The 20,696-nt window shown below is 44.4% G+C and carries 13 protein-coding genes; 6 read left to right on the forward strand and 7 right to left on the reverse strand.

Going from position 1 to position 20,696, the window contains the following annotated elements:
• Positions 1–340 precede the first annotated feature (340 nt).
• The 3 genes from QUA40_RS15745 to QUA40_RS15755 all read right to left on the reverse strand — a co-directional run bounded on the left by QUA40_RS15745 (position 341) and on the right by QUA40_RS15755 (position 1,916).
• Complete coding sequence (locus QUA40_RS15745) at positions 341–529, reverse strand: DUF2949 domain-containing protein (RefSeq protein WP_333127372.1); 189 nt, start codon at positions 527–529, stop codon at positions 341–343.
• Between the two features lie 234 nt (positions 530–763).
• A complete protein-coding gene (locus tag QUA40_RS15750; RefSeq protein WP_333127374.1) occupies positions 764–1,147 on the reverse strand; it encodes a hypothetical protein in 384 nt (127 codons plus the stop codon).
• Between the two features lie 568 nt (positions 1,148–1,715).
• Positions 1,716–1,916 carry a hypothetical protein gene (locus QUA40_RS15755; RefSeq protein ID WP_333127376.1) on the reverse strand — a complete coding sequence of 67 codons (201 nt, stop codon included), beginning with the start codon at positions 1,914–1,916 and terminating at the stop codon, positions 1,716–1,718.
• Between the two features lie 51 nt (positions 1,917–1,967).
• Here QUA40_RS15755 and QUA40_RS15760 point away from each other — a divergent pair, with 51 nt between their 5' ends.
• Complete coding sequence (locus QUA40_RS15760) at positions 1,968–4,856, forward strand: PAS domain S-box protein (RefSeq protein WP_333127378.1); 2,889 nt, start codon at positions 1,968–1,970, stop codon at positions 4,854–4,856.
• Positions 4,857–4,979: 123 nt separating this feature from the next.
• On the opposite strand, the gene QUA40_RS15765 is transcribed toward QUA40_RS15760, so the two are convergent.
• On the reverse strand, positions 4,980–5,570 hold the full coding sequence (locus QUA40_RS15765) for a rhomboid family intramembrane serine protease (protein ID WP_333127380.1): 591 nt from the start codon (positions 5,568–5,570) through the stop codon (positions 4,980–4,982).
• A 469-nt stretch (positions 5,571–6,039) separates the two neighbouring features.
• Here QUA40_RS15765 and QUA40_RS15770 point away from each other — a divergent pair, with 469 nt between their 5' ends.
• Complete coding sequence (locus QUA40_RS15770) at positions 6,040–6,417, forward strand: Mo-dependent nitrogenase C-terminal domain-containing protein (protein ID WP_333127381.1); 378 nt, start codon at positions 6,040–6,042, stop codon at positions 6,415–6,417.
• A gap of 252 nt (positions 6,418–6,669) precedes the next feature.
• On the opposite strand, the gene QUA40_RS15775 is transcribed toward QUA40_RS15770, so the two are convergent.
• Positions 6,670–7,128, reverse strand: coding sequence for a hypothetical protein (locus QUA40_RS15775; RefSeq protein WP_333127383.1), 459 nt, complete (start codon positions 7,126–7,128; stop codon positions 6,670–6,672).
• Between the two features lie 604 nt (positions 7,129–7,732).
• Here QUA40_RS15775 and QUA40_RS15780 point away from each other — a divergent pair.
• Positions 7,733–8,797, forward strand: a complete 1,065-nt coding sequence (locus QUA40_RS15780) for a cold shock domain-containing protein (RefSeq protein WP_333127385.1) — start codon at positions 7,733–7,735, stop codon at positions 8,795–8,797.
• A 51-nt stretch (positions 8,798–8,848) separates the two neighbouring features.
• Here the strand turns inward: QUA40_RS15780 and bchB are convergent, their stop codons facing one another.
• Positions 8,849–10,375, reverse strand: coding sequence for a ferredoxin:protochlorophyllide reductase (ATP-dependent) subunit B (bchB, locus tag QUA40_RS15785; RefSeq protein ID WP_333127387.1), 1,527 nt, complete (start codon positions 10,373–10,375; stop codon positions 8,849–8,851).
• 916 nt (positions 10,376–11,291) lie between these two features.
• Between bchB and QUA40_RS15790 the strand changes: the two genes are divergently transcribed.
• Positions 11,292–16,805, forward strand: a complete 5,514-nt coding sequence (locus QUA40_RS15790; RefSeq protein WP_333127389.1) for an AAA family ATPase — start codon at positions 11,292–11,294, stop codon at positions 16,803–16,805.
• Positions 16,806–17,129: 324 nt separating this feature from the next.
• A complete protein-coding gene (locus tag QUA40_RS15795; RefSeq protein ID WP_333127391.1) occupies positions 17,130–19,316 on the forward strand; it encodes an ATP-binding protein in 2,187 nt (728 codons plus the stop codon).
• Positions 19,317–19,346: 30 nt separating this feature from the next.
• Here the strand turns inward: QUA40_RS15795 and QUA40_RS15800 are convergent, their stop codons facing one another.
• On the reverse strand, positions 19,347–19,910 hold the full coding sequence (locus QUA40_RS15800) for a Uma2 family endonuclease (protein WP_333127393.1): 564 nt from the start codon (positions 19,908–19,910) through the stop codon (positions 19,347–19,349).
• 114 nt (positions 19,911–20,024) lie between these two features.
• Between QUA40_RS15800 and QUA40_RS15805 the strand changes: the two genes are divergently transcribed.
• Positions 20,025–20,669, forward strand: coding sequence for a Uma2 family endonuclease (locus QUA40_RS15805; RefSeq protein WP_333127395.1), 645 nt, complete (start codon positions 20,025–20,027; stop codon positions 20,667–20,669).
• Positions 20,670–20,696 lie beyond the last annotated feature (27 nt).

A 20,696-nucleotide genomic window follows, 5' to 3' on the forward strand; every position in this document is an offset into this window, starting at 1 on the left:
CAAGTTTGTGGGGTGTCCCGCCCGCCCTTTCTGGACGGGCGGGACGCCCATCCCACAAGAACCATCACGCATTGTAAGTTATTTAATTCTCATTCCTTAATTCCGATGCTGCCAGATTTGATATGAAAGCAGTTTATTTTAGGCGGCAACAAAAATGAGGACACAGCACTGCTGTGTCCCTACTGTGATATTTGTATTTTTCTAATTGGGACAAAATAAGACCCACCCTCAACCTAAACACTCAACCCTATACTTTTCGACGACCGTTTGTGCAAGCTTTATTTGTCAAAAAATTATTGCAATCCGATATCGATATTTTTTAACTCAGGATTTTAAATTGCTAAGTCGGCTGAGCTTCCAACCAATCAAAAATTAGGTTTAACTGTTCCAGTGTTACTAACCCGTACTGCCACAGAAGCATCGGCAGTTCGCTGGCATCTTGTTCACCGTGTCGGAGAGCAACGGCGATCGCAGAATTCGATATCGCCAACTCCCCCCGCAAATAATCGATCAGTTGAGCCTTTCCCATCACCTTCACCGCCAGTTTTATGCGCTATTGTAAAGATATGTAGCTAATCGGTCTGTATCGGAAGTTTAATTGGTCTAATCTTAGGTTCACAATAGAGAACCTTGTGTGATGGAAACCGCACAAAACTTGTGATAAAACTCTGATAAAAAAGCGATCGCAGTCACAATAACTCCAAGAATCAAAAAGTGGGTTCCGCGATCGCTCGTTTGCTTCAAATGAATTCATTTAAAATTGCTAAAGTCCTAGCAGAAGCTGAACTCCCGCTTCTGTACCGCTGTCGGTTTGTTTTGGAGGTAAAGGATTTCCTTGACGCTGGGCGTCCGAAGGAGTAGTAATAAATTCCAATGGGCCATCGATTTTGAGGCGAAATGTGTCGCCCAAGCTGCTTTCCCTTCTAGCAGAATTAGCTGCCGTTTCTGGTGCACCAATCAAGTTTTGGTAGTCCGAGTCTACGGTTCTGTCCTCCACAGTCCTCAACGAGTCCCCTGATAAAGTCGTTTCCGAATATTGGGGCGCTGGTTGCAGTCTTTGTTGGGCGAGAACCGCCGGGGTCAAACCGATAAAAATTGAGCTCAGTCCGAGAGCAGTGCCAAGAGTAGCAATAACTGCGTTCATCATCCATGCCTCCGCTCGTTGCATCCTACTATGCTTATTTTACCTAGCCTCAATTAAGTTGTACTCTATCAAAAGTAGCTGCTTGTGGAGATATCAATTAAAGTTCGTGTCAAAACTTATAACTTTCGATCGCGCTATCGGTCAAATAGAACTGACGCAGCAACCGGGTTGAAACGCCAAAATACGTCATTTATGGCATGAGTCAACCAAAAACTCGATTAGTTTGATTAGCGCGCGTCAGGAGGGGAAAAATAGTTAGGATCGCGAATTAAATAATTTACACAAGTTTGTGGGGAGTAGGGGTTAGGCGGGACGCCCGCCCTTTCTGGACGGGCGGGAAGCCCATCCCACAAGAACCATCACGCATTGTAAGTTATTTAATTCTCATTCCTTAGTGGTGGACGCACGGGTGGCTATCCATCCATTGTTTTTTACGAAAATAGTTCCTTGCAGACCGCCAAAACGCTAAAAACACCCGGTTTCAGATACCAGTCTAAAAAAAGAATGCAACAGCAGGCAAATTCTAAGCTTTTACAGAATCAGTTTTTCCCAATTCTTTAATTCTTTAATCTCAAATATATAATAGTATGAGCGTGTAGAGTACGTCCAAGATTGATCCTGCATTCATCTCGATCGCCAATGTTCCCAAAACACCCGATCGCGCTAAGATGACGGTGGCAGTCCTTAAAAATTCAGTTGCCAGCGGCAGACTCCGAGTTATTAACAGCACTTTGCCTACTAAAACCATCTCAACTTCAAAATCTGCGCTCATCAAGTTGTACTTGACCGGAATGTTGTGGGTTCATAATAGTTCTGCTTTACCATGCCAATCAAATATCTGACAGACGCGATTTTAAAAATGTCGGGCAAAGTGCCAATTCGCATCGTCCTTGTTGTGCCTTTTGCCCTCCAGACTTTCGCTGCGGTAGGGTTGACGGGGTGGCTGTCGCTGCGGAACGGGCGCATAGCCGTCAACGATGTTGCCGCACAACTGCGGGCCGAAGTCACATCGCGTATCCAGCAACATATTAATAGTTATATTGAAACACCACACCAAATCAATCAGCTCAATCTCGATGCCATCCGTCTCGGCATTTTGAACGTGCAGGATGCTGATAATTTGCAACGCTACTTCTCCAAACAAATCAAAACCTTTGATAAAATTAGCTACATTGAATTCGCCTCCCAACAAAAAGATTTTATTGGAGTTGAACGCCTCGACGACGGCAAGTTGCAAGTTCAGCTTTCCAATCAATCTACTGGCTATAACTTTCACAGCTACGCGCCCTCCGAGTTTGGGGAACCAACTAAGCTATTAAAAACTACTCTCAACTACGACCCCCGCGTCCGACCTTGGTACATAGCTCCGGTGCAGGCAGGCCAACCGACTTGGAGTAAAATTTATACTTATTTTGACGCTCCCAAACTAGCGATTACGGCTGCTCAACCAGTTTATGGCGAGGATGGCAAACTGATAGGAATCCTGGGTTGTGACTTGAAACTTTCCCAGCTCAATCAATTCTTGGAAAGTCTAAAAATTGGCAAATCTGGACAGACTTTTATTGTAGAAAGGTCGGGGCAATTGGTGGCAAATTCTACTCCTGATCCGCCATTTATTGTTAGCAACGGCGTTGCAAAACGGATTGTGGCAGCCAGTAGCAAGAATGTGCTGGTTCGAGCGAGTGCCCGCTATTTGACAGAACGCTTCGGGGATTTGGGCAAAATTGACAGCTCTCGCCAGTTAGATTTTACGATCGACGGTGAACGGCAATTTCTACAGGTGACGCCGCTCTCAGACAGCAGGGGCCTCGACTGGTTGATTGTGGTGACGATTCCTGAAGCCGATTTTATGGAAAGGATTAATGCCAACACTCGGTATACTGTGGTGATGTGTCTGGGTGCTTTGGTGTTGGCAACGGCGATTGGCGGTCTGACTTCGAGATGGATTGTTGTACCGATTCGGCGTCTGAGCAAGGCTGCGGAGGCTTTGTCCCGGGGAGAATGGGACTCGATGGCAGTAGATTCCCGCTTGATGGCGTCTGTAGAGCGGGAGGATGAGGTGGGTGTCCTGGCTCGCTCTTTTAATACAATGGCTGGTCAATTGGAAGAGTCGTTTACGACTCTCGAAGATCGGGTAGAATCTGCGATCACCGACAAAAATCAATTAATTATTTCTCTGAAAAACTCGCAGCAAAAACTGGCTCTCCATCTTCACCAAACTCCTTTGGGAGCGATTGAATGGGATCTAAACTTTGAAGTAGCGGAATGGAATTTGTCAGCGGAAAAAATTTTTGGATACAACCGCTTGGAAGCAATGGGACGCCACGGAGTCGATCTCATAGTTCCTGAAAGTGCTAAGGAGTATGTTAGGCAACTATCTATAACTTTGCTCACTAATCAAGGAGGAGTTACCAGCCTTAACGAGAACATCAGAAAAGACGGCAAAATTATTCTGTGCGAGTGGTACAATACGACTTTGGTTGATGCTGACGGCAGCATCATTGGGGTGGCATCACTGATTCAAGATGTGACTGAATTTCACAGTGCTGTGGAGAGGTTACGGGCTAGCGAGGAGCGGTTTCGCCAGTTGGCAGAAAATATTCATGAGGTATTTTGGATTAGAGAACCCAATCAAAAGCAGCTAGTTTATGTGAGCCCTGCTTGCGAAAAAATATGGAATTTGAGCTGTCAGAGTTTGCAGTCAGAACCGGAGGCTTTTTGGGATGCTATTCACCCGGAGGATCTCGATCGCGTTAAGGCTGCTTTTGAGAAACAGGTGCGGGGCGATTATGATGAGGAGTATCGGGTAGTGCGCTCGGACGGTTCAGTTTGCTGGGTGCGCGATCGGGCTTTTCCAGTCCGCAGCCAAACCGGAGAAATTTACCGCATCGTCGGTATTGCCGAAGATATTACCCAGCGCAAATTAGCAGAAGAATTTCAAAAAGTAGCTCAAACCGCTCAAGCTGCAAACCAAGCCAAAAGCGCCTTTTTAGCTAATATGAGCCACGAATTGCGAACTCCCCTCAACGCGATTATTGGTTACAGCGATATGCTCAAAGAAGACGCCGAGGATTTAGGCTGCGAAGATTTTATCCCCGACTTGCAAAAAATTCAAACAGCGGGCAAACACTTGCTATCTTTAATTAGCGATATTCTAGATATTTCTAAGATTGAAGCAGGTCGGATGGAACTTTATTTAGAAACTTTCAATCCGGTTAATTTAATTGACGAGGTAGTTTCTACTGTCAAACCCTTGGTAGATAAAAATTCTAATAAGTTTGAAGTTGATTGTGGTAGCGACTTGGGAATGATGTATGCTGACATTACCAAAACTCGTCAAATATTGCTCAACCTGCTGAGTAATGCAGCCAAATTTACGGAACAGGGCACTATTACCCTCTGCATTGAAAGAGTTAAACATGACAGCTTAACAACTCAAGAAATAGCAGAACCTTCCGACTCAATAATTTTTCGCGTAGCAGATACGGGCATTGGGATACCCCCCGAACAATTGCAGCATTTATTTCAAGCTTTTATGCAGGGCGACGCCTCAACTACGCGCAAGTATGGCGGCACGGGTTTGGGATTGACTATTAGCCGTCACTTTTGCGTGATGATGGGTGGCGATATGCACGTTGAAAGCGAGTTAGGTTGTGGTTCGGTTTTTACTGTGTGCTTGCCGACGCGGGTTGAATTATTGGTCAGCAGTTAGTCTTGCTATGCGGGACGCACTTGTTACACAAGAAACCAGGTTTATTGACAAAAAACCTACGCTTTTAGATCACTTCGGGGCAATAAACCAAGGTGATGATAGGATACACCATAAGTCCTAATCCTAGTTAATTTGCCGTTTCTGCCGCCCTAAAAGTTGAGCTGTTAATACGCCGCCGACAAAGCCAAAGAAATGCGCTTGCCAGGAAACTCCTGGCTGCGAGGGCAAAACTCCCCAAATTAAACTGCCGTAGAAGAAACCGACAATTAAAGATAACAAAATAGAGGTAAAGCTGCGTTCAAAATAACCCCGCAGCAGCAAAAAGCCGAAGTAACCAAAGATTAATCCGCTGGCACCAATGTGAACGGAATTAGGCGCGCCGGTTAGCCAAACTCCGAATCCACTGACTAGCACAGTGACGGCACTCACGATAAAAAAGTCGCTAATTTCTCGCAGCATAATCAACCAACCCAATGTCACAAAAGGGAGGGTATTGGCGGCTAAGTGAGCAAAACTGCCGTGTAGAAAAGGCATCAACAGGATGCCTTGAAGTCCGTCGAGGCTGCGGGGGCGGACTCCGTAGGCATTCAGCCTGCCTCGGAACACGAATACATCGACAATTTCGATAATCCACAGGAGGGAGACGAAGCCACCGAGAATGGCGGCGTGGCTTTGCAATTCGCGGGTGATAGTTTTGGTTTCTGGGTTACTCATGGGTGGTGAGGGCGGTGATACCGATTATTTCTCATTGTAGAAGTTTCTGAGCGATCGCGAGCAAAGATTGTTGGGGCGAGGTTTCAGGGGTTTTTGCAGCAGAGCTTATTTAGAAATATTATAACTTTCATTAAAAGTTCCGCATTTTCACGTATAGGATAATTCACCTCGATGCGTCACAATTGTAATTGAACTACAAAAGGAGAGTCAACCGAAGGTTGAAGCTAAAACGTAGAAAACAGAATTTTACCCTATCAATCAATTGTTGGGCTTGAAATGAGGACACTTTTTAGAGCGCACACCGTCTTAAAAAAAAATCAGGAACTACTTTTCTCGCCCTAAGTCATTAATTTAAGAAGTTCAATCCGGTAAAGCAAAACGAGATGCTGTAGATACTGATTGTAGATAATATCGCACAAGCTCTACAGAGAGTTCTTGGCACCTCGTTATAAAAGAGGAACAGAGCAAAATGAACGTATTTGATCATAGAGTCTCCTACCGAACTCTGCCAAATTGGGTAGGATTTGGCAAACAAGAAACCGCCGTTAATGTCGCTACAAATTCTCAACCTTACGGTCAAAAGCCACACTTTGACCCCTTGCATTCGGTAAAACAATGGCTTGATAACACTGCAATTAAAAGTCAAAAGTTGGCTCGGTTGCTGTGTAAGTTTATTCCCAGCCAGTGTCCGTTTGAGCGGGAAGTTAAAATTGGCGATCGCACTTTATTATCCATTCCGCCGCTGTGCAAGTTAAATCCGCTTTACGAGCAAGTGGTTGGGCTGCGCTTTCGAGCTTTGTGTTATTTGGCTGACGAGTGTGGCGAAGATGTAACTCCTTATTGTTAATTCTGCAAAAACTTAAATTTTTCACTGTCTTTTCACCCTCCCTTCTCCTTGTTGGGGAGGGTTTTTGTTTTGATATTATTCGGCGGTTGAAACCTGTTAACCTCAAACTCAAATGTGGCGAAGCGCCAGTCATTTGAGTTCGAGGTTAAATTACACAAACTTTCGTCTGCTTCAGCATAAAAGCCAGATATTCTGTTAGATCCCCGGCTTTTTGAAGAAGTCGGGGCTTGAAAGAGCGATCGCATTTAAATACTAAAGGGAGCGAATCACTCGTTGTTCGAGAATGCGTTTGCCTTTGTTATAAATACTAAGGCTAGCTCCTGTAACAATGTAATCGTAGGCACCATTTTTTGCCACGTAACCAGTCCCCTCTTCAGTTCGAGCACGCAGGGCGATTGTGCTGCCGTTACTCTTTTTAACGCCGTAGTAATATAGTTGATTGGCGTGGTTGTAGCACAGATAAATCCGAAAGTTGCTCGTCTCGAAATAGTTTTCCACTTTCTGTCTTTTGCGAGCACAAAAATCTCTCACCAGTTTTTGGGGAGTGGATACCTGAGCTATTTGTATGGTTTCAATCGGAGACTGAGTGCGAGACGCTGTTGGTGCAGTGCTTGTGTTCGATTGTCCTAGAGCCAAGGTTGCCGCTGGATTGCTGGCAAATAGCATTAAACCGAGTAAGCTGGTTTGTGTGAGTCTTGCTGTGAAGTTCATAAGTCATTCCTTTAAAATATGTTGATGCGTCTAATCTAGGTAAGTTGGATTGATTAGGGCGATCGAACAGTACAGTTTTCACAATTGGCCTAAAGGAGGAAATGCCTGGATGCAATTTCCGTTTTCCCTGAGATAGGGCGCTATTCTCAATAAGCTTTTAGGGGCAGGCTAGAAGCCCACCCCACAAGAGGATTGAATGTATAGTCGAAAGCTGGTTGCTGAGAATGATATTTTTCTGTGAGTTTCCCTGCAACTGACTAGCCAACGGACAATTAAAAAACTGGCACTTTGGATTGCTGAGAGGACTTATGTACTAACAGGCGATCGCGAGGACAAAGCAGAGAATTATTTTAAATATTGTGCGCCAACTGCGGGCGCGGATGCTAATTTTCATCAATTTCTATAAGTGCGATCGGGTAGTCGTGACAATGCAGGACTACCATTTTATTATGTGTGGGTTGGCTTATAATATCTAAGGTATACTGATTTAATAAATCTATTGTACTAAATATTCTTTCAAGTGGCTCCTAAAGTTACGAGAGAGTTAATCATTTTCAGATAAAATATTACTTTCTCAATCATCGTTCAGTATTCGAGGCCAAAAATGGGGGAAATTTCAGAGATAAGCCGTTTTCAAGGACGAGTGGTAAAAATTTTTAGTGATAAAAGAGGCGGATTCATTTCGCCCGATGATAAAAGTGATGACCTTTATTTTATCGATTCACAAGTTGAACACGATAAATTTGGAACTTTGAAGCCGGGATATGTCGTTACTTTTACTGTTGGTCAAGGCAAGGATGGCAAGCGGTTTTTTGCTAATAAAATAGAAGTAGTCAGCGAAGGAGTTCATAGGCTTTCTCCAACAAAAAATCGTTTTTCTGGCTATGTAAAAAACATTTTTACTAACAGAAAATGGGGTTATATTACGCTTGAGGGAAGCACTCAAGAGCTCTATTTTATAGCCAAGGAAGTAGAAGATAATAAATTTGAAAGTTTGAAAGTAGGCGATGCAGTTACCTTTACCATTGGTGAGAGCGAAGATGGGAGACGATTTGCCAATAGAATCCAACTTATTAATTTTGACCAAATAGAGCAAAATGATACTCCTGCTGAGTTGCTCCCCACTCCTATCACCTGTGATGAACTTAAAAACCAAATAATTGAGCAATTTAAGCGAATAGTACATACAACCAGCTCAAGTGAATTTGAGGACTTGACTTTTTTATTACTGAAAAATTTGGGCATCCATTATCTATATCAATATGACAAAAGAAACCAAGCTGGTAGAGCCGATGGATTTTTCATTATTGGCAACCTTGCAGTAATGTATGATTGCACGCTCAGGGAGGGTTTTGAAGAATATAAAAAAGACCAGATTGAAAACTATATAAATAAGCTTGAGCAGGCTCAGTTGACATTTAACCTGAGATCTTCAGACGGTGTACAAAAGAAAAAAACTCTTAGAATTGATGGCAAAAGCAAACAAGTTTGGATTATTACTCTAGGTCAAACGCGAGAAATCAGTGATTACGGTAATATCAAAGTTAAGGAAGTTTCGGTAAATCATCTTATTTGGCTACTTCAAGAGAGATTAAACCGAGATGTGATTGAAGAAGATGATTTGGCCCTTAATCTACTATCTCGTATAGAAAAGGTCATTCCTGCTTAAAGCAGTTTTGCATTTGGAGTAAGGTGGGCAAATGCCCACCCCACCAATCACCTACGCCCCGACCGATTCCTTCGCTGCGTACAGCACCTCAACGGTAATCTTATCAATCCCCCGATCGCGCGCAAACTTCTCAGTATTCCGCTTCACCTTACCCCGCACAAAACCAGGGATTTTATTCAACTCAGCCTGTCCATCCTTCGTCCAACCCATATCAGAGTCAGCCGAAATTCCCTTCGTAATTACTTCCTTGGTATCGTGGCCGCCGAAGATTTCCAGCAAGTGGTCTTCCATTCCCAAAGTAAAGGAATTGTAGACCAAATCTACGCACTGATTCGTGCCTTCATAACCCAAAAAGGGCTTGTAGCCGATCGGGAAATTTTGGACGTGAATCGGTGCAGCAATTACGCCGCAGGGAATATCCAACCGCTTACCTACGTGGCGTTCCATTTGGGTGCCGAAAATTGCCGAAGGTTCCGCTTTGGCGATCGCATCTCCAATCGCCCCGTGATCGTCCGTCACCAGCACTTCATCGCAATACTCGCTAACCTGTTCCCGGAACCAATCAGCGTCGTGTTTGCAGTAGGTTCCTGCCCACACAACGTGGATTCCCATCTCGCGAGCCAAAATCTTCGTCATCGCCGCAGCGTGGGTATTATCGCCAAATACGACGGCTTTTTTGCCGGTTAAGTTTTGGCAGTCGATCGACCTTGAGAACCAAGCAGCCTGCGACACAAACCGCGTTTGTTGGTCAATAAAATTTTCGTAATCAACATCCGCACCTTGAGCATTCAAAACTTCCTGAATCTTGCGGATACAGCGCGCAGTTTCCACCACACCCATCGGCGTAATATCCACCATCGGCGTGCCGAATTCTTTTTGCAAATACTCCCCGGTCATCATCCCCAATTCCCGATAAGGAACCAAGTTAAACCAAGCGCGCGGCAGTCTTTTTAAGTTATGAACCGAAGCACCTTCGGGAATAACTTCGTTGACTTCAATGCCCAAATCTGCCATCAAACGCTTCAACTCGGTGCAGTCATGCTGGTTGTGGAAACCCAGCGTAGACATACCGATAATGTTGACAGATGGTTTTTCGCTTTTGGCTTCTACTAAATCGCCTTTTTTGCGGGCTTTGGTAATGTAAAATTGGACGATTTGATCCAAAGTGCGATCGGCAGCTTGCAGTTCGTTGACCCGATAATGGTTAACATCCGCCAGCAATACATCGCCTTTGGCATCCAATTGAGCTCGCTCCACGAAGTTTTCCAAGTCTTCTTGCAGAATGCTGGAGGTGCAAGTCGGGGTGAGCACGATTAAATCTGGGTGTTCTTCTCTGTCTTTGCGGGTGATGTTGTCCACCACCCGTTCCTGCGAACCCCGCGCCAGTACGTGTCTGTCAACGACGCTGGTAGTTACTGGGGTGAAATCCCGTTCCCTCTCCAGCATGGAACGCATGACGTTAAAATAGTCGTCTCCTATGGGTGCGTGCATGATCGCATGGACGTTTTTGAAGGAAGTGGCAACGCGCAAAGTGCCGATGTGGGCTGGGCCTGCGTACATCCAATAAGCCAATTTCATAGGTATTTTCCTGGTGCTGGTTGAGAATTGCCCGATCGGGCGATTACTGCTAAATTTTAAGGTTGTTTCTGATTTTCTCACCGGATGAATCCTTGAGAAATACTAACTTTCTGAGGATTTACACATTTGGGAAATGCTCAAACGCTTTGTCTGCGTGGCATTTGAGTCGTAATTCAAACAACTTTACCTGGGTTTTATGGCAATAATTCTTAATCTTTCCTCAAATTTTCTTAAGAGTTAGGCCAATTTGATTAATGTAGGGTTCGCTGCCGCGCACCAGACAAGGTGCAATAATTCTGCATTTTTTGTCAAATTTACTCTGGTCAAACGGTCAGTTACTATTGTTAATCGATCGGTCAAAATAGATAGAACTGAAGGAAATTGCAGCTTCCGAAGCAACACTTAACTGCCTCCGCGCCTCGGTCGCGAATTATAGTTAAGATTTGCACCGCCAGGTTTTTTTAAAGCACCCCAAATTGGTGCCGATCACCGGAAAAAATAAATCTTTCAGCACTTGCGTATTTTCACAAGATGTGGTGACGATCGACTAAAGTCAAGCGATTGCTTGGAATCTGAGATGATTTAGTTGTCAGCATGGCGATCGAGCATTAGAGTAAATCCTTACACAAATCCTGTATTTGTGATCTTGTTTACCTAACTGCTGAGGTGACGAAAGCCCCAGCGTGCTTTTGTCAGCAGTAGCTCTTTGCTGTCCAGGCCTGCTTTCCCACACATCCCAAAAGATAGCTCTTGAGCGATAATGAAGAATAACATAGGATTTACGAAAAGAAACCCGATTTACACGAAAAAATCTTGGGTTTGTCAACGACTAGCAACGAAGAAACCCGGTTTCTAGCCCGCCGCGCGTCAGTCCTGTAACATTGACCAAGCACACCTAATTTGAGAGAACCCAACTATGATGGCAATTCCCGGCGTTGCAGTTCTCGCTCTCATTTATGAAAGCAGCACTTCCCTGGTTTACCGCGGTCACAACGAGCAGAACAACCAACCTGTTATTATCAAACTTATCAAAGAAGACTATCCGACTCCTGAAGAACTGAATAGATACAAGCGCGAATATGAGATCACTGCCAACTTAAGCCTGTTGGACGGAGTTGTGAAAGTGTATAAGTTGCAACAGGTTAGAAATAGTCTGGCAATGATCTTAGAAGACTTTGGCGGGGAATCTTTAAAAATATTTATGGGTTCCCAAAAATTTACCATTTTAGGATTTCTGACTACGGCTATCAAAGTTGCGGAAACTTTGGGCGAAATTCATGGAAAAAATGTAATTCATAAAGATATAAATCCCTCTAATATAGTTTTTAACCCAGCTACAGGACAAGTTAAACTCATAGATTTCAGCATCTCAACTGCATCCAACCTGGAAAATATTCCAAATAAAAATCCCAATTTTCTAGAAGGCACTTTAGCCTATATGTCGCCCGAACAAACCGGCAGAATGAACCGGGTAGTCGATTACCGCACCGACTTTTATTCCCTCGGCGTGACTTTTTATGAAATCCTGGCAGGACAACTCCCTTTTCCCACTACAGATCCCATGGAGTTAGTTCACTGTCACATAGCCAAACAGCCAGTACCTCTCGCTGAAATGGCCCCAGAAATTCCTCAAGCTGTTTCAGATATTGTGATGAAATTGTTAGCAAAAACCGCTGAGGAGCGCTATCAAAGTGCTTGGGGGCTAAAAGCCGATTTGGAATCCTGCCTGTTTCAGTGGCAAACATCTGGGGTTATTTCTGAGTTTCCTCTCGGCAGCCAAGATATTTCCGACAAATTTCAAATACCTCAAAAACTTTACGGCAGACAGCGAGAAGTTGAAACTCTTTTAGCGGCATTTGAACGGGTAGCAGCAACAAATAATCGAGGCTACCGCACCGACGATACTCAAATTTCTGTCATCAAGAAAGAGAGCAAATCGAAAAAAGAAATTCCGTTGTCAGTCCTGGCGAGAGGACAGCATAAATCCCGCAGCGAGATGATGCTGATTGCTGGTTATTCCGGTATTGGCAAATCTGCAATGGTGAAGATTTTAGACAAACCGATTACCCGCAAGCGTGGCTATTTTATTTGGGGAAAATTTGACCAGTACAAGCGGACTATTCCTTACTCGGCAGTTGTCAGCGCTTTTTCGGAATTGGTGCGGCAACTGTTAACTGAAAGTGAGGCTCAATTAGCAGTTTGGCGCGAAAAACTCCGCAGTTCTTTCGGTCAAAATGGGCAAATTATTATTGATGTACTTCCCGAAGTTGAACTCATTGTCGGGGCTCAGTCTCCTGTAGCTGAATTGGGGCCGACGGAATCTCTGAACCGCTTTAATTTAGTATTTCAAAATTTCATTCGCGTATTTTGCCAGCCCGAACATCCGCTGGTCATTTTTCTCGACGATTTGCAGTGGGCTGATTCGGCTACTCTCAAATTGATCGAATTGATGATGACAGATGAAGCGACGCAATATCTGTTTTTAATTGGTGCTTATCGGGACAATGAAGTTAGTCCTACTCATCCTTTAATGATGACTGTGGAGACGCTGCGGAATCAGGAAGCTATTATTAATCAGATTGCTTTGTCGCCGCTGGGGGTGGAAAACATAACTCATTTGATTGCCGAGACTTTGCACAGCGATCGAGAATCTGTCAAACCCTTAGCTGAATTGGTAATCAGCAAAACGGACGGCAATCCTTTTTTTGTCAATCAATTCCTGCAAACATTGTATCAAGAAAACCTGCTAGTTTTTCATCCGCCGCAGTCGGGGAGCAAGGGCGGCTGGCATTGGGATATGACTCAAATTGAGCAGTGCGCTATCACTGATAATGTAGTAGATTTGATGGTACAAAAATTGAGAAAACTGCCAACTTCAACGCAGCAAGTTTTGCGTTTAGTGGCTTGTCTGGGCAACGAATTTGACTTGAATACTCTTTCTTTGATTAATGAAAAAGAAGCCTCGGAAACTTTTTCTCACCTGTTGCCGGCGATTAAGTCGGGACTGATCCTGCCTACTTCGGAATTGGAAAGCAAGTCATTAGATTACGTGATGTTTCCGCTTTTAATTCTAAATTATAAATTTTTGCACGATCGGGTACAGCAAGCAGCTTACGCTCTGATTGACGACTCGCAAAAAAAGGCAGTTCACCTGAAAATAGGCAGGCAAATCCTAGAAAACACTCCGGCTGAATATCGCGCTGACAGAATCTTTGAATTAGTCGATCACTTGAATGTAGCTCGATCGCTAATTAAAGACGATCGAGAATTAATTGAACTGGCAACGCTGAATTTAGACGCCGCGCGCAGAGCCAAAGATGCCACTGCTTATGTTGCTGCCTTGCAGTATTTGACCGCAGGCATGGACGGTTTGAGCGCCGATATTTGGGATGCCCACTACGATTTAGCCTTTGCCTTGCACATGGAGCGGGCAAATGTTGAGTATTTAAACGGTTATTTCGAGAACTCTGAAGAATTTATTAACATAACGTTGGAAAAAGCGCGATCGCCCTTAGAAAAGGTAGAAATTTACAACCTGCTGATCGTGCAGTACACCCTGCGGGCGAAGTACGAAGAAGCCGTTAAAGCAGGAATCCAAGCTTTGGACTTGCTAGGCATTGACTTGCCGCTAGACGGGCTACAAAAAGTCATATCCGAAGAATTTGCAGCAGCTACCAATATTTTAGCAGGTAGAGAAATAGCTTCTCTAATTGACGCCCCCGAAATGACAGTACCCGACAAAAAAGTTGCAGTCAAATTAATTACAAACTTGCTGACATCGGCGTACCTCAAAAATCCCGACTTGTGGAAAGTCAGCGTTTTAAAAGGAGTCAATCTTTCTCTACAATACGGTTTAGTACCCGAAGCCTCTCTTTGCTATGCTGGCTACGGTATGTTCTTAAACGCAGTTTCCGGAGATTACAAAGCTGCCTATCAATTCGGCTTGCTCTCGCTAAATCTCAGCGAAAAATCTGGCAATATCGGCTTGAAATGCAGAGCTTGTTCATCCTTGGTCAGTATTTTTTATTACTGGTTCAATCACATCAAAGATTCCCATGCAATCAGCAATGAAGGATATCAAGCAGCTTTAGAATCAGGAGATTTAGAGTATGCGGGTTATATCCTGTCCAACCGCATAGCTAACTCATTTTTTCAAGGTAAAGAAATATCGCAAATTCTGGCCGACACGAGCAGGTATTTGCAGTTCAGCCAAAAAACAAAAAATCAGCTCGTAACCGATATCTTATTAGGGGTAGAGTTGATTCTGCGTAACTTGAGCAAACTAACTCCTGAAAAGTTTGTATTTGAAAGCGAAGATATCAGCGAAGCTGAATATGTACACAACTGTCAAGCTCATCAAAATTTATACTCGCTCTGTCTTTATCAGATTCGCAAATGCCAGGTAATGTACTGGTACGGCAACTTCAACGAAGCGCTACAACTAGCTTTTGAAGTAGAAAAACAGCTCTCTTTTATTACCGGAGCAATACCCGCTACTGAATGGAATTTTTTCTTTTCTCTAACTTTAGCCGCCGTTTTCCCAAATGTTTCAGAAGACAAGCAAAAGGAATACTTGGAAAAGTTAGAGGAAAACCAAAAACAGATGAAAATTTGGGCAGACAACTGTGCCGAAAATTTTCTGCACAAGTACCTTTTGGTACAAGCAGAAATAGCCAGAATTTCCAAGAAAGATTCAGAAGCTGTAGAACTGTATGATTTCTCTATAAATTTAGCCCAAGACAATGAATTTGTCCAAAATGAAGCGCTAGCTAATGAACTAGCAGCTAAGTTTTGGTTGAGTAAAGGCAAGTATCAATATGCCAAAATCCACTTGCGCGAAGCTCACTCGTGCTACTTGCGCTGGGGTGCAGTTCGCAAAGTAGAAGATTTAGAACAGAAGTATCCGCAGTTGCGGGAAATGACGCCGCTCAATGGAAGTTTTAACAACAATCAAACTACCACAACTATTCATACTTCTACTGGCAGCGATGCGAGAGTGCTGGATTTGGCAACGGTAATGAAAGCATCTCTGGCGATTTCTAGCGAAATTGTCCTCGATAAGTTGCTGGCTTCTTTGATGAGAATCTCCTTAGAAAATGCGGGTGCTCAATTAGGTTTTCTGATTTTAGTCAGAGACGGTAAATTGTTGATTTCAGCTAAAGCGTCAGTATTTGCTGAAGATGTAGCCGTGCTGCAATTTACGCCTGTTGCAGACTATCAGGATTTACCGGTGACGGTGATTAATTATGTGGAAAGGACTCGCTCGGATTTGGTGTTGAGCAATGCGGCGGCTGAGGGGCTATTTACAGCAGATCCTTACGTCGCCAAACACCAACTTCAATCTATTTTGTGTACTCCAATCATCAATCAAGGCAAACTAATCGGCATTCTTTATTTAGAAAACAATTTGACTGTCGGAGCCTTTACTCCCCACAGATTGGAAGTTTTAAGGTTGCTTTCTTCCCAAGTGGCTATTTCTTTGGAAAATGCTCTGCTTTACAATTCTGTGGAACAGAAAGTGCAAGAGCGGACGCAGGAGTTAAATGAAAAAAACGAGCGTTTAGAACAAACTTTGCGCGAACTTAAACTCACTCAAGCTCAATTAATTCAAACGGAAAAGATGTCGAGTTTAGGGCAAATGGTGGCTGGTGTAGCTCACGAAATTAATAATCCTGTAAGTTTCATCTACGGCAATCTTAATCCGGCTAGCGAATACGTTAAAGACTTGCTAAACTTGATAGAGCTTTACCAGCGGCACTATCCAGAACCTGCGGATGAAATTCTAGAAGAAATAGAAACAATTGAGCTGGAATTCTTGAGCGAGGATTTGCAAAAGCTGCTGGATTCCATGAAAGTAGGAGCAGAAAGAATCCGGGATATTGTGCTAAGCTTGCGGAATTTCTCGCGCCTCGACGAAGCGCAAATGAAGTCGGTAGATATCCATCAAGGCATCGACAGTACGGTGATGTTGCTGCAACCCCGCCTGAGAAAAGAGGGCGGGCGTTTGGGAATTGAGGTGATTAAAAATTACAGCACGCTACCCCTAATTACTTGTTATGCGTCTCAGTTGAATCAGGTATTTATGAATATTTTGACAAATGCGATCGATGCTCTCCTCGTAGCAAGAGATTGCCCGGAAAACTCTCATCAACAGCCTACGATTACAATTTCTACAGAGGTGACAGACAGGAAGTCTGCCATAATTAGAATTGCCGACAGCGGGCCGGGGATGAGCACGGAGGTGCTGCACAAGATATTCGATCCGTTTTTTACAACTAAGCCGGTGGGTTCGGGAACTGGTTTGGGATTGTCTATTTCTCACTCGATTGTTGTCAGTTCTCACGGCGGAAAATTGACGTGCGTTTCTGCACCCGCAGAGGGGAGCGAGTTTATTATTGAAATTCCGATCGCCCCACGGCAAGTTTTGTAATCGGCGCCACCATCAACCAACATCCCCAAATCAATTCCAGTTAGCAACCATTAACAATCCGGCGACGCCTTGCGTTTACTAAACTTTGCATTCGCAATTCTAACTCGGCGAAAACTCTGCTGTAAAGTCGAGCGATCGGGTTTTCATAAAAGGACGATCGCCCTTTGGTAGCAGCACTGAGGACTTTTGATCACGACGAGGTGGCAAGGCTCCGGCAAAGCATAAAAAGTATCAGATTTTTTATTAAAAAAGTAAATAGTGTGTGTATCTTCACGATCGAACTGTAGATAGTAGATCATACTAAAATAAAAGTAATTTCAGATCATGAATATACGTCACTTCGGCAAAACTAAGGCGCTCCGATTGCAGCTCATACTGATCGTGCCATTTGTTTTGCAAATCTTTGGAGCAGTCGGTCTGGTGGGATATTTGTCGTTCAAAAATGGACAAAAAGCGGTAAACGACCTGGCGGATCGGTTGATGGATCGAACCAGCAGTACGGTGAATCAACATCTGAATGCTTATTTATCTATTCCGCATCAAGTGATTCAGATTAACGCCGATGCGATTCGGATGGGATTGCTAGATGTGCGCGATCGCCAAACCGTCGGTAAGTATTTCTGGCATCAAATGCAGGCCTATGACCTAAGCTTCATCGGCATTGCACTGACCACGGGTGAGGGAGTAGGAGCCGGAAACTACGACGGCAAAACCGTCACGATTGATGATTGGAGTCCCAAACCGCCGAATAATGTCACCAACTATGCCACCGATAACAAAGGCGATCGCACTCACGTCCTGGCTATTTATGATTGGAACAACTTCCAAGAACCCTGGTACACCGAGCCCCTGAAAGCAGGTAAACCCATTTGGTCGCGGATCGTCACCATGAATTATCCCAATTATCCCTACATCGTTGCCTCCGCTGGTCGCCCCATCTATGACGCAAATAATCGCTTGCTAGGAATGGTTGGAGTCGATATCCATCTGTTGAAACTGAGCGATTTCTTACGGAATATAGATGTCAGTAGCTCAGGGCAGGTTTTCATCATGGAACGAAATGGAATGTTGATTGCTAATTCTGCGAAAGAACAACCCTTTACTACCGTCAAAGACGAGATTCGGCGTTTGAAGGCGATCGACAGTGGCAATCCCATAGTGCAGGGAATTGCCAAACAAATCCAGCAACGCTTCAAAGGGTTTCAATCGATTTCTGAACACACGGAGCTCCGACTTGATTTTCAGGGAGAACTCTACTATGTGCAAGTCACTCCCTGGCGCGACCAATATGGATTGGATTGGTTAGTGGTGGTGAGTGTGCCAGAAAGTGAGTTCATGGCACAGATTGATGCCAATACTCGCACCACAATCTTGCTCTGCTTAGCAGCATTGGGGATAGCTTGTGGGATGGGCATTCTCACCTCCGGCTGGATTGCCCGTCCGATTCTGCGACTGAATCGGGCGAGTGAGGCAATAACATCTGGCAACTTCGACCAAGCTGTAGAAGACAGCCGTATTCAAGAACTCAACGCCCTTGCCAACTCCTTTAACCAGATGGCAAGACAACTGCGCGAATCCTTTACCGCCTTAGAAAAAAGTAATGCAGAATTAGAAGATCGGGTGGAAGACCGCACCGGTGAACTCAAAAACGCCCTAATTGAATTGCAACGCACCCAATCACAGATAATTCATAGCGAAAAAATGTCTAGTTTGGGGCAAATGGTTGGTGGAGTCGCCCACGAAATTAACAACCCAGTCAACTTCATTCACGGCAACCTCGTCCATACACAGCAATACGCCCAAGATTTGTTAAAGTTGGTGCAGCTTTATCAACAGCAGTATCCTAACCCTGCTGACGAAATTCAAATCGTAGCCGAAGAAATAGACCTGGAGTTCTTGCAAGAAGACCTGCCCAAAATGCTGTCTTCGATGAAAATGGGTACCGATCGCATCCGCCAAATTGTCCTATCGCTACGAAACTTTTCGCGGATGGATGAAGCAGAGTTTAAGCCAGTGGATATCCATGAGGGTATTAACAGCACCCTACTGATTTTGCAACACCGCCTTAAAGATAGACCGGAACGACCGTCCATTGAGGTGATTCAAGACTACGGTTCTCTACCCCTGGTGGAATGCTACGCCGGACAACTCAATCAGGTGTTTATGAATATTCTCACCAATGCGATCGATGCTCTCCTCGTAGCAAGAGATTGCCCCAAAAACTCTCATCAACAGCCGACGATTACAATTTCTACAGAGGTGACAGACAGGAATTCTGTCATAATTAGAATTGCCGACAGCGGGCCGGGGATGAGCACGGAGGTGCTGCACAAGATATTCGATCCATTTTTTACAACTAAGCCCGTGGGTTCGGGAACTGGTTTGGGATTGTCTATTTCTCACTCGATTGTTGTCAGTTCTCATGGCGGGAAATTGACTTGCGTTTCTGCACCCGGAGAGGGGAGCGAGTTTATTATTGAAATTCCGCTCGCCCCCAGGCAAGTTTTGTAGAGAAAGATAAGACGGCGGTCTTTTTTTGCACTAAGAAAACTGTACTTGCCTATATAAATCGCCGATCGCAATTTCCACACCCACTGATTCCAGTCGCAAAGTATCGCCCAAACCATACTCCGACAGCACCCATTGCCCCTGTTGATTGCGCCGAAACATTTCTACTCCGGGCTGTTCAACTTGCACCAAGACATACTCTTGCAGCGTTGAAAATTGGCGGTATTTAGCAAATTTTGCGCCGCGATCCACTGCTTCTGTGGAAGGTGATAAAACTTCGATAATCAAGGAAGGAAATTGCACCAATTGCGGATCGTTATCGCCAGTGTCGCAAGTTACGACAACATCAGGATAAAAATACTTTCGCCCCGGTTCTACTTGGATTTTGACATCTACGATGTAAACTTCGCAAGGGCGATCGACAAGGGCGTCATCTAGGATTCTGAAGAAATTGCCTGCAATCCGATTGTGATTGCGGGTTGTGCCAGTCATGGCGACGACTTCGCCATCCCAATACTCGTAACGTTCTTCTTGGGTGGGTTCCCAAGCTAGGTATTCTTCTGCGCTCATCGATAGGCGATCGGGTAAGGCAACCATAATGCGATCGGGAATGAAGTCTGTTTTTATAATAGCTCGAAGATGGCGATCGCCCTTTAATGAAACCGAGTTTTGCTAAGATGTAATAAATAAGCTAAAAAGCAGCAGGTAGCCATGACAGCCACCCTGATTCAAACCCCACAACCGGGAGTTGTGCTGAAAAATATTAGTTGGCAGACTTACGAATCTTTGGTAAACGAGTTAGCCCAACAGCGGGGAATTCGTTTGACTTACGATCGCGGAACATTAGAAATTATGACTCCATCAGCACCCCATGAGGGGAACAAAAAAATCTTAGGACGCTTTGTAGAAACAGTAACAGAAGAATTAAATATAGAAATTCGCAGCTTGGGTTCTCTCACTTGCAGGCGCGAGGATTTAGAACGCGGATTAGAACCGGATCAGTGCTACTACATCGAGAATGAGGAAATTGTCCGCAGCCTCAATCAAATCAATTTGAATCAAGATCCGCCACCGGATTTAGTCATCGAGATTGACATCACTAGCAGTTCTATTAACCGCATGGAATTGTATGCGACTTTGGGCGTGCCAGAGGTTTGGCGTTATGAGGATTCGCGTTTAATATTCTATCAGTTAGAAGGTCAGGAATATGTAGAACGGGAGGTTTCTCCTCACTTTCCTTTTTTGTCGCCATCTGAGATTATGGGATTTTTGGAAACGCAAAAAGATGTGGGGGAAACATCGATGATTCGAGGGTTTAGGCAGTGGGTGAGGAGTCAAATTCAGTCAGGGGGATGAAAGGGCGATTTATATTTGTGAAAGCTA

The organism is Microcoleus sp. Pol11C3 (assembly GCF_036701485.1).
In the GTDB taxonomy this organism is placed as follows: Bacteria; Cyanobacteriota; Cyanobacteriia; order Cyanobacteriales; family Microcoleaceae; genus Microcoleus.

Excerpts from the sequence above, each read along its gene's own strand:
- QUA40_RS15800 (WP_333127393.1), bottom strand. The coding sequence starts at position 19,910 with ATGGTTGCCTTACCCGATCGCCTATCGATGAGCGCAGAAGAATACCTA.
- QUA40_RS15770 (WP_333127381.1), top strand. The coding sequence starts at position 6,040 with ATGAACGTATTTGATCATAGAGTCTCCTACCGAACTCTGCCAAATTGG.
- QUA40_RS15755 (WP_333127376.1), bottom strand. The coding sequence starts at position 1,916 with ATGAGCGCAGATTTTGAAGTTGAGATGGTTTTAGTAGGCAAAGTGCTG.
- QUA40_RS15775 (WP_333127383.1), bottom strand. The coding sequence starts at position 7,128 with ATGAACTTCACAGCAAGACTCACACAAACCAGCTTACTCGGTTTAATG.
- QUA40_RS15790 (WP_333127389.1), top strand. The coding sequence starts at position 11,292 with ATGATGGCAATTCCCGGCGTTGCAGTTCTCGCTCTCATTTATGAAAGC.
- QUA40_RS15805 (WP_333127395.1), top strand. The coding sequence starts at position 20,025 with ATGACAGCCACCCTGATTCAAACCCCACAACCGGGAGTTGTGCTGAAA.
- QUA40_RS15795 (WP_333127391.1), top strand. The coding sequence starts at position 17,130 with ATGAATATACGTCACTTCGGCAAAACTAAGGCGCTCCGATTGCAGCTC.
- bchB (WP_333127387.1), bottom strand. The coding sequence starts at position 10,375 with ATGAAATTGGCTTATTGGATGTACGCAGGCCCAGCCCACATCGGCACT.
- QUA40_RS15750 (WP_333127374.1), bottom strand. The coding sequence starts at position 1,147 with ATGATGAACGCAGTTATTGCTACTCTTGGCACTGCTCTCGGACTGAGC.
- QUA40_RS15780 (WP_333127385.1), top strand. The coding sequence starts at position 7,733 with ATGGGGGAAATTTCAGAGATAAGCCGTTTTCAAGGACGAGTGGTAAAA.
- QUA40_RS15760 (WP_333127378.1), top strand. The coding sequence starts at position 1,968 with ATGCCAATCAAATATCTGACAGACGCGATTTTAAAAATGTCGGGCAAA.
- QUA40_RS15745 (WP_333127372.1), bottom strand. The coding sequence starts at position 529 with ATGGGAAAGGCTCAACTGATCGATTATTTGCGGGGGGAGTTGGCGATA.
- QUA40_RS15765 (WP_333127380.1), bottom strand. The coding sequence starts at position 5,570 with ATGAGTAACCCAGAAACCAAAACTATCACCCGCGAATTGCAAAGCCAC.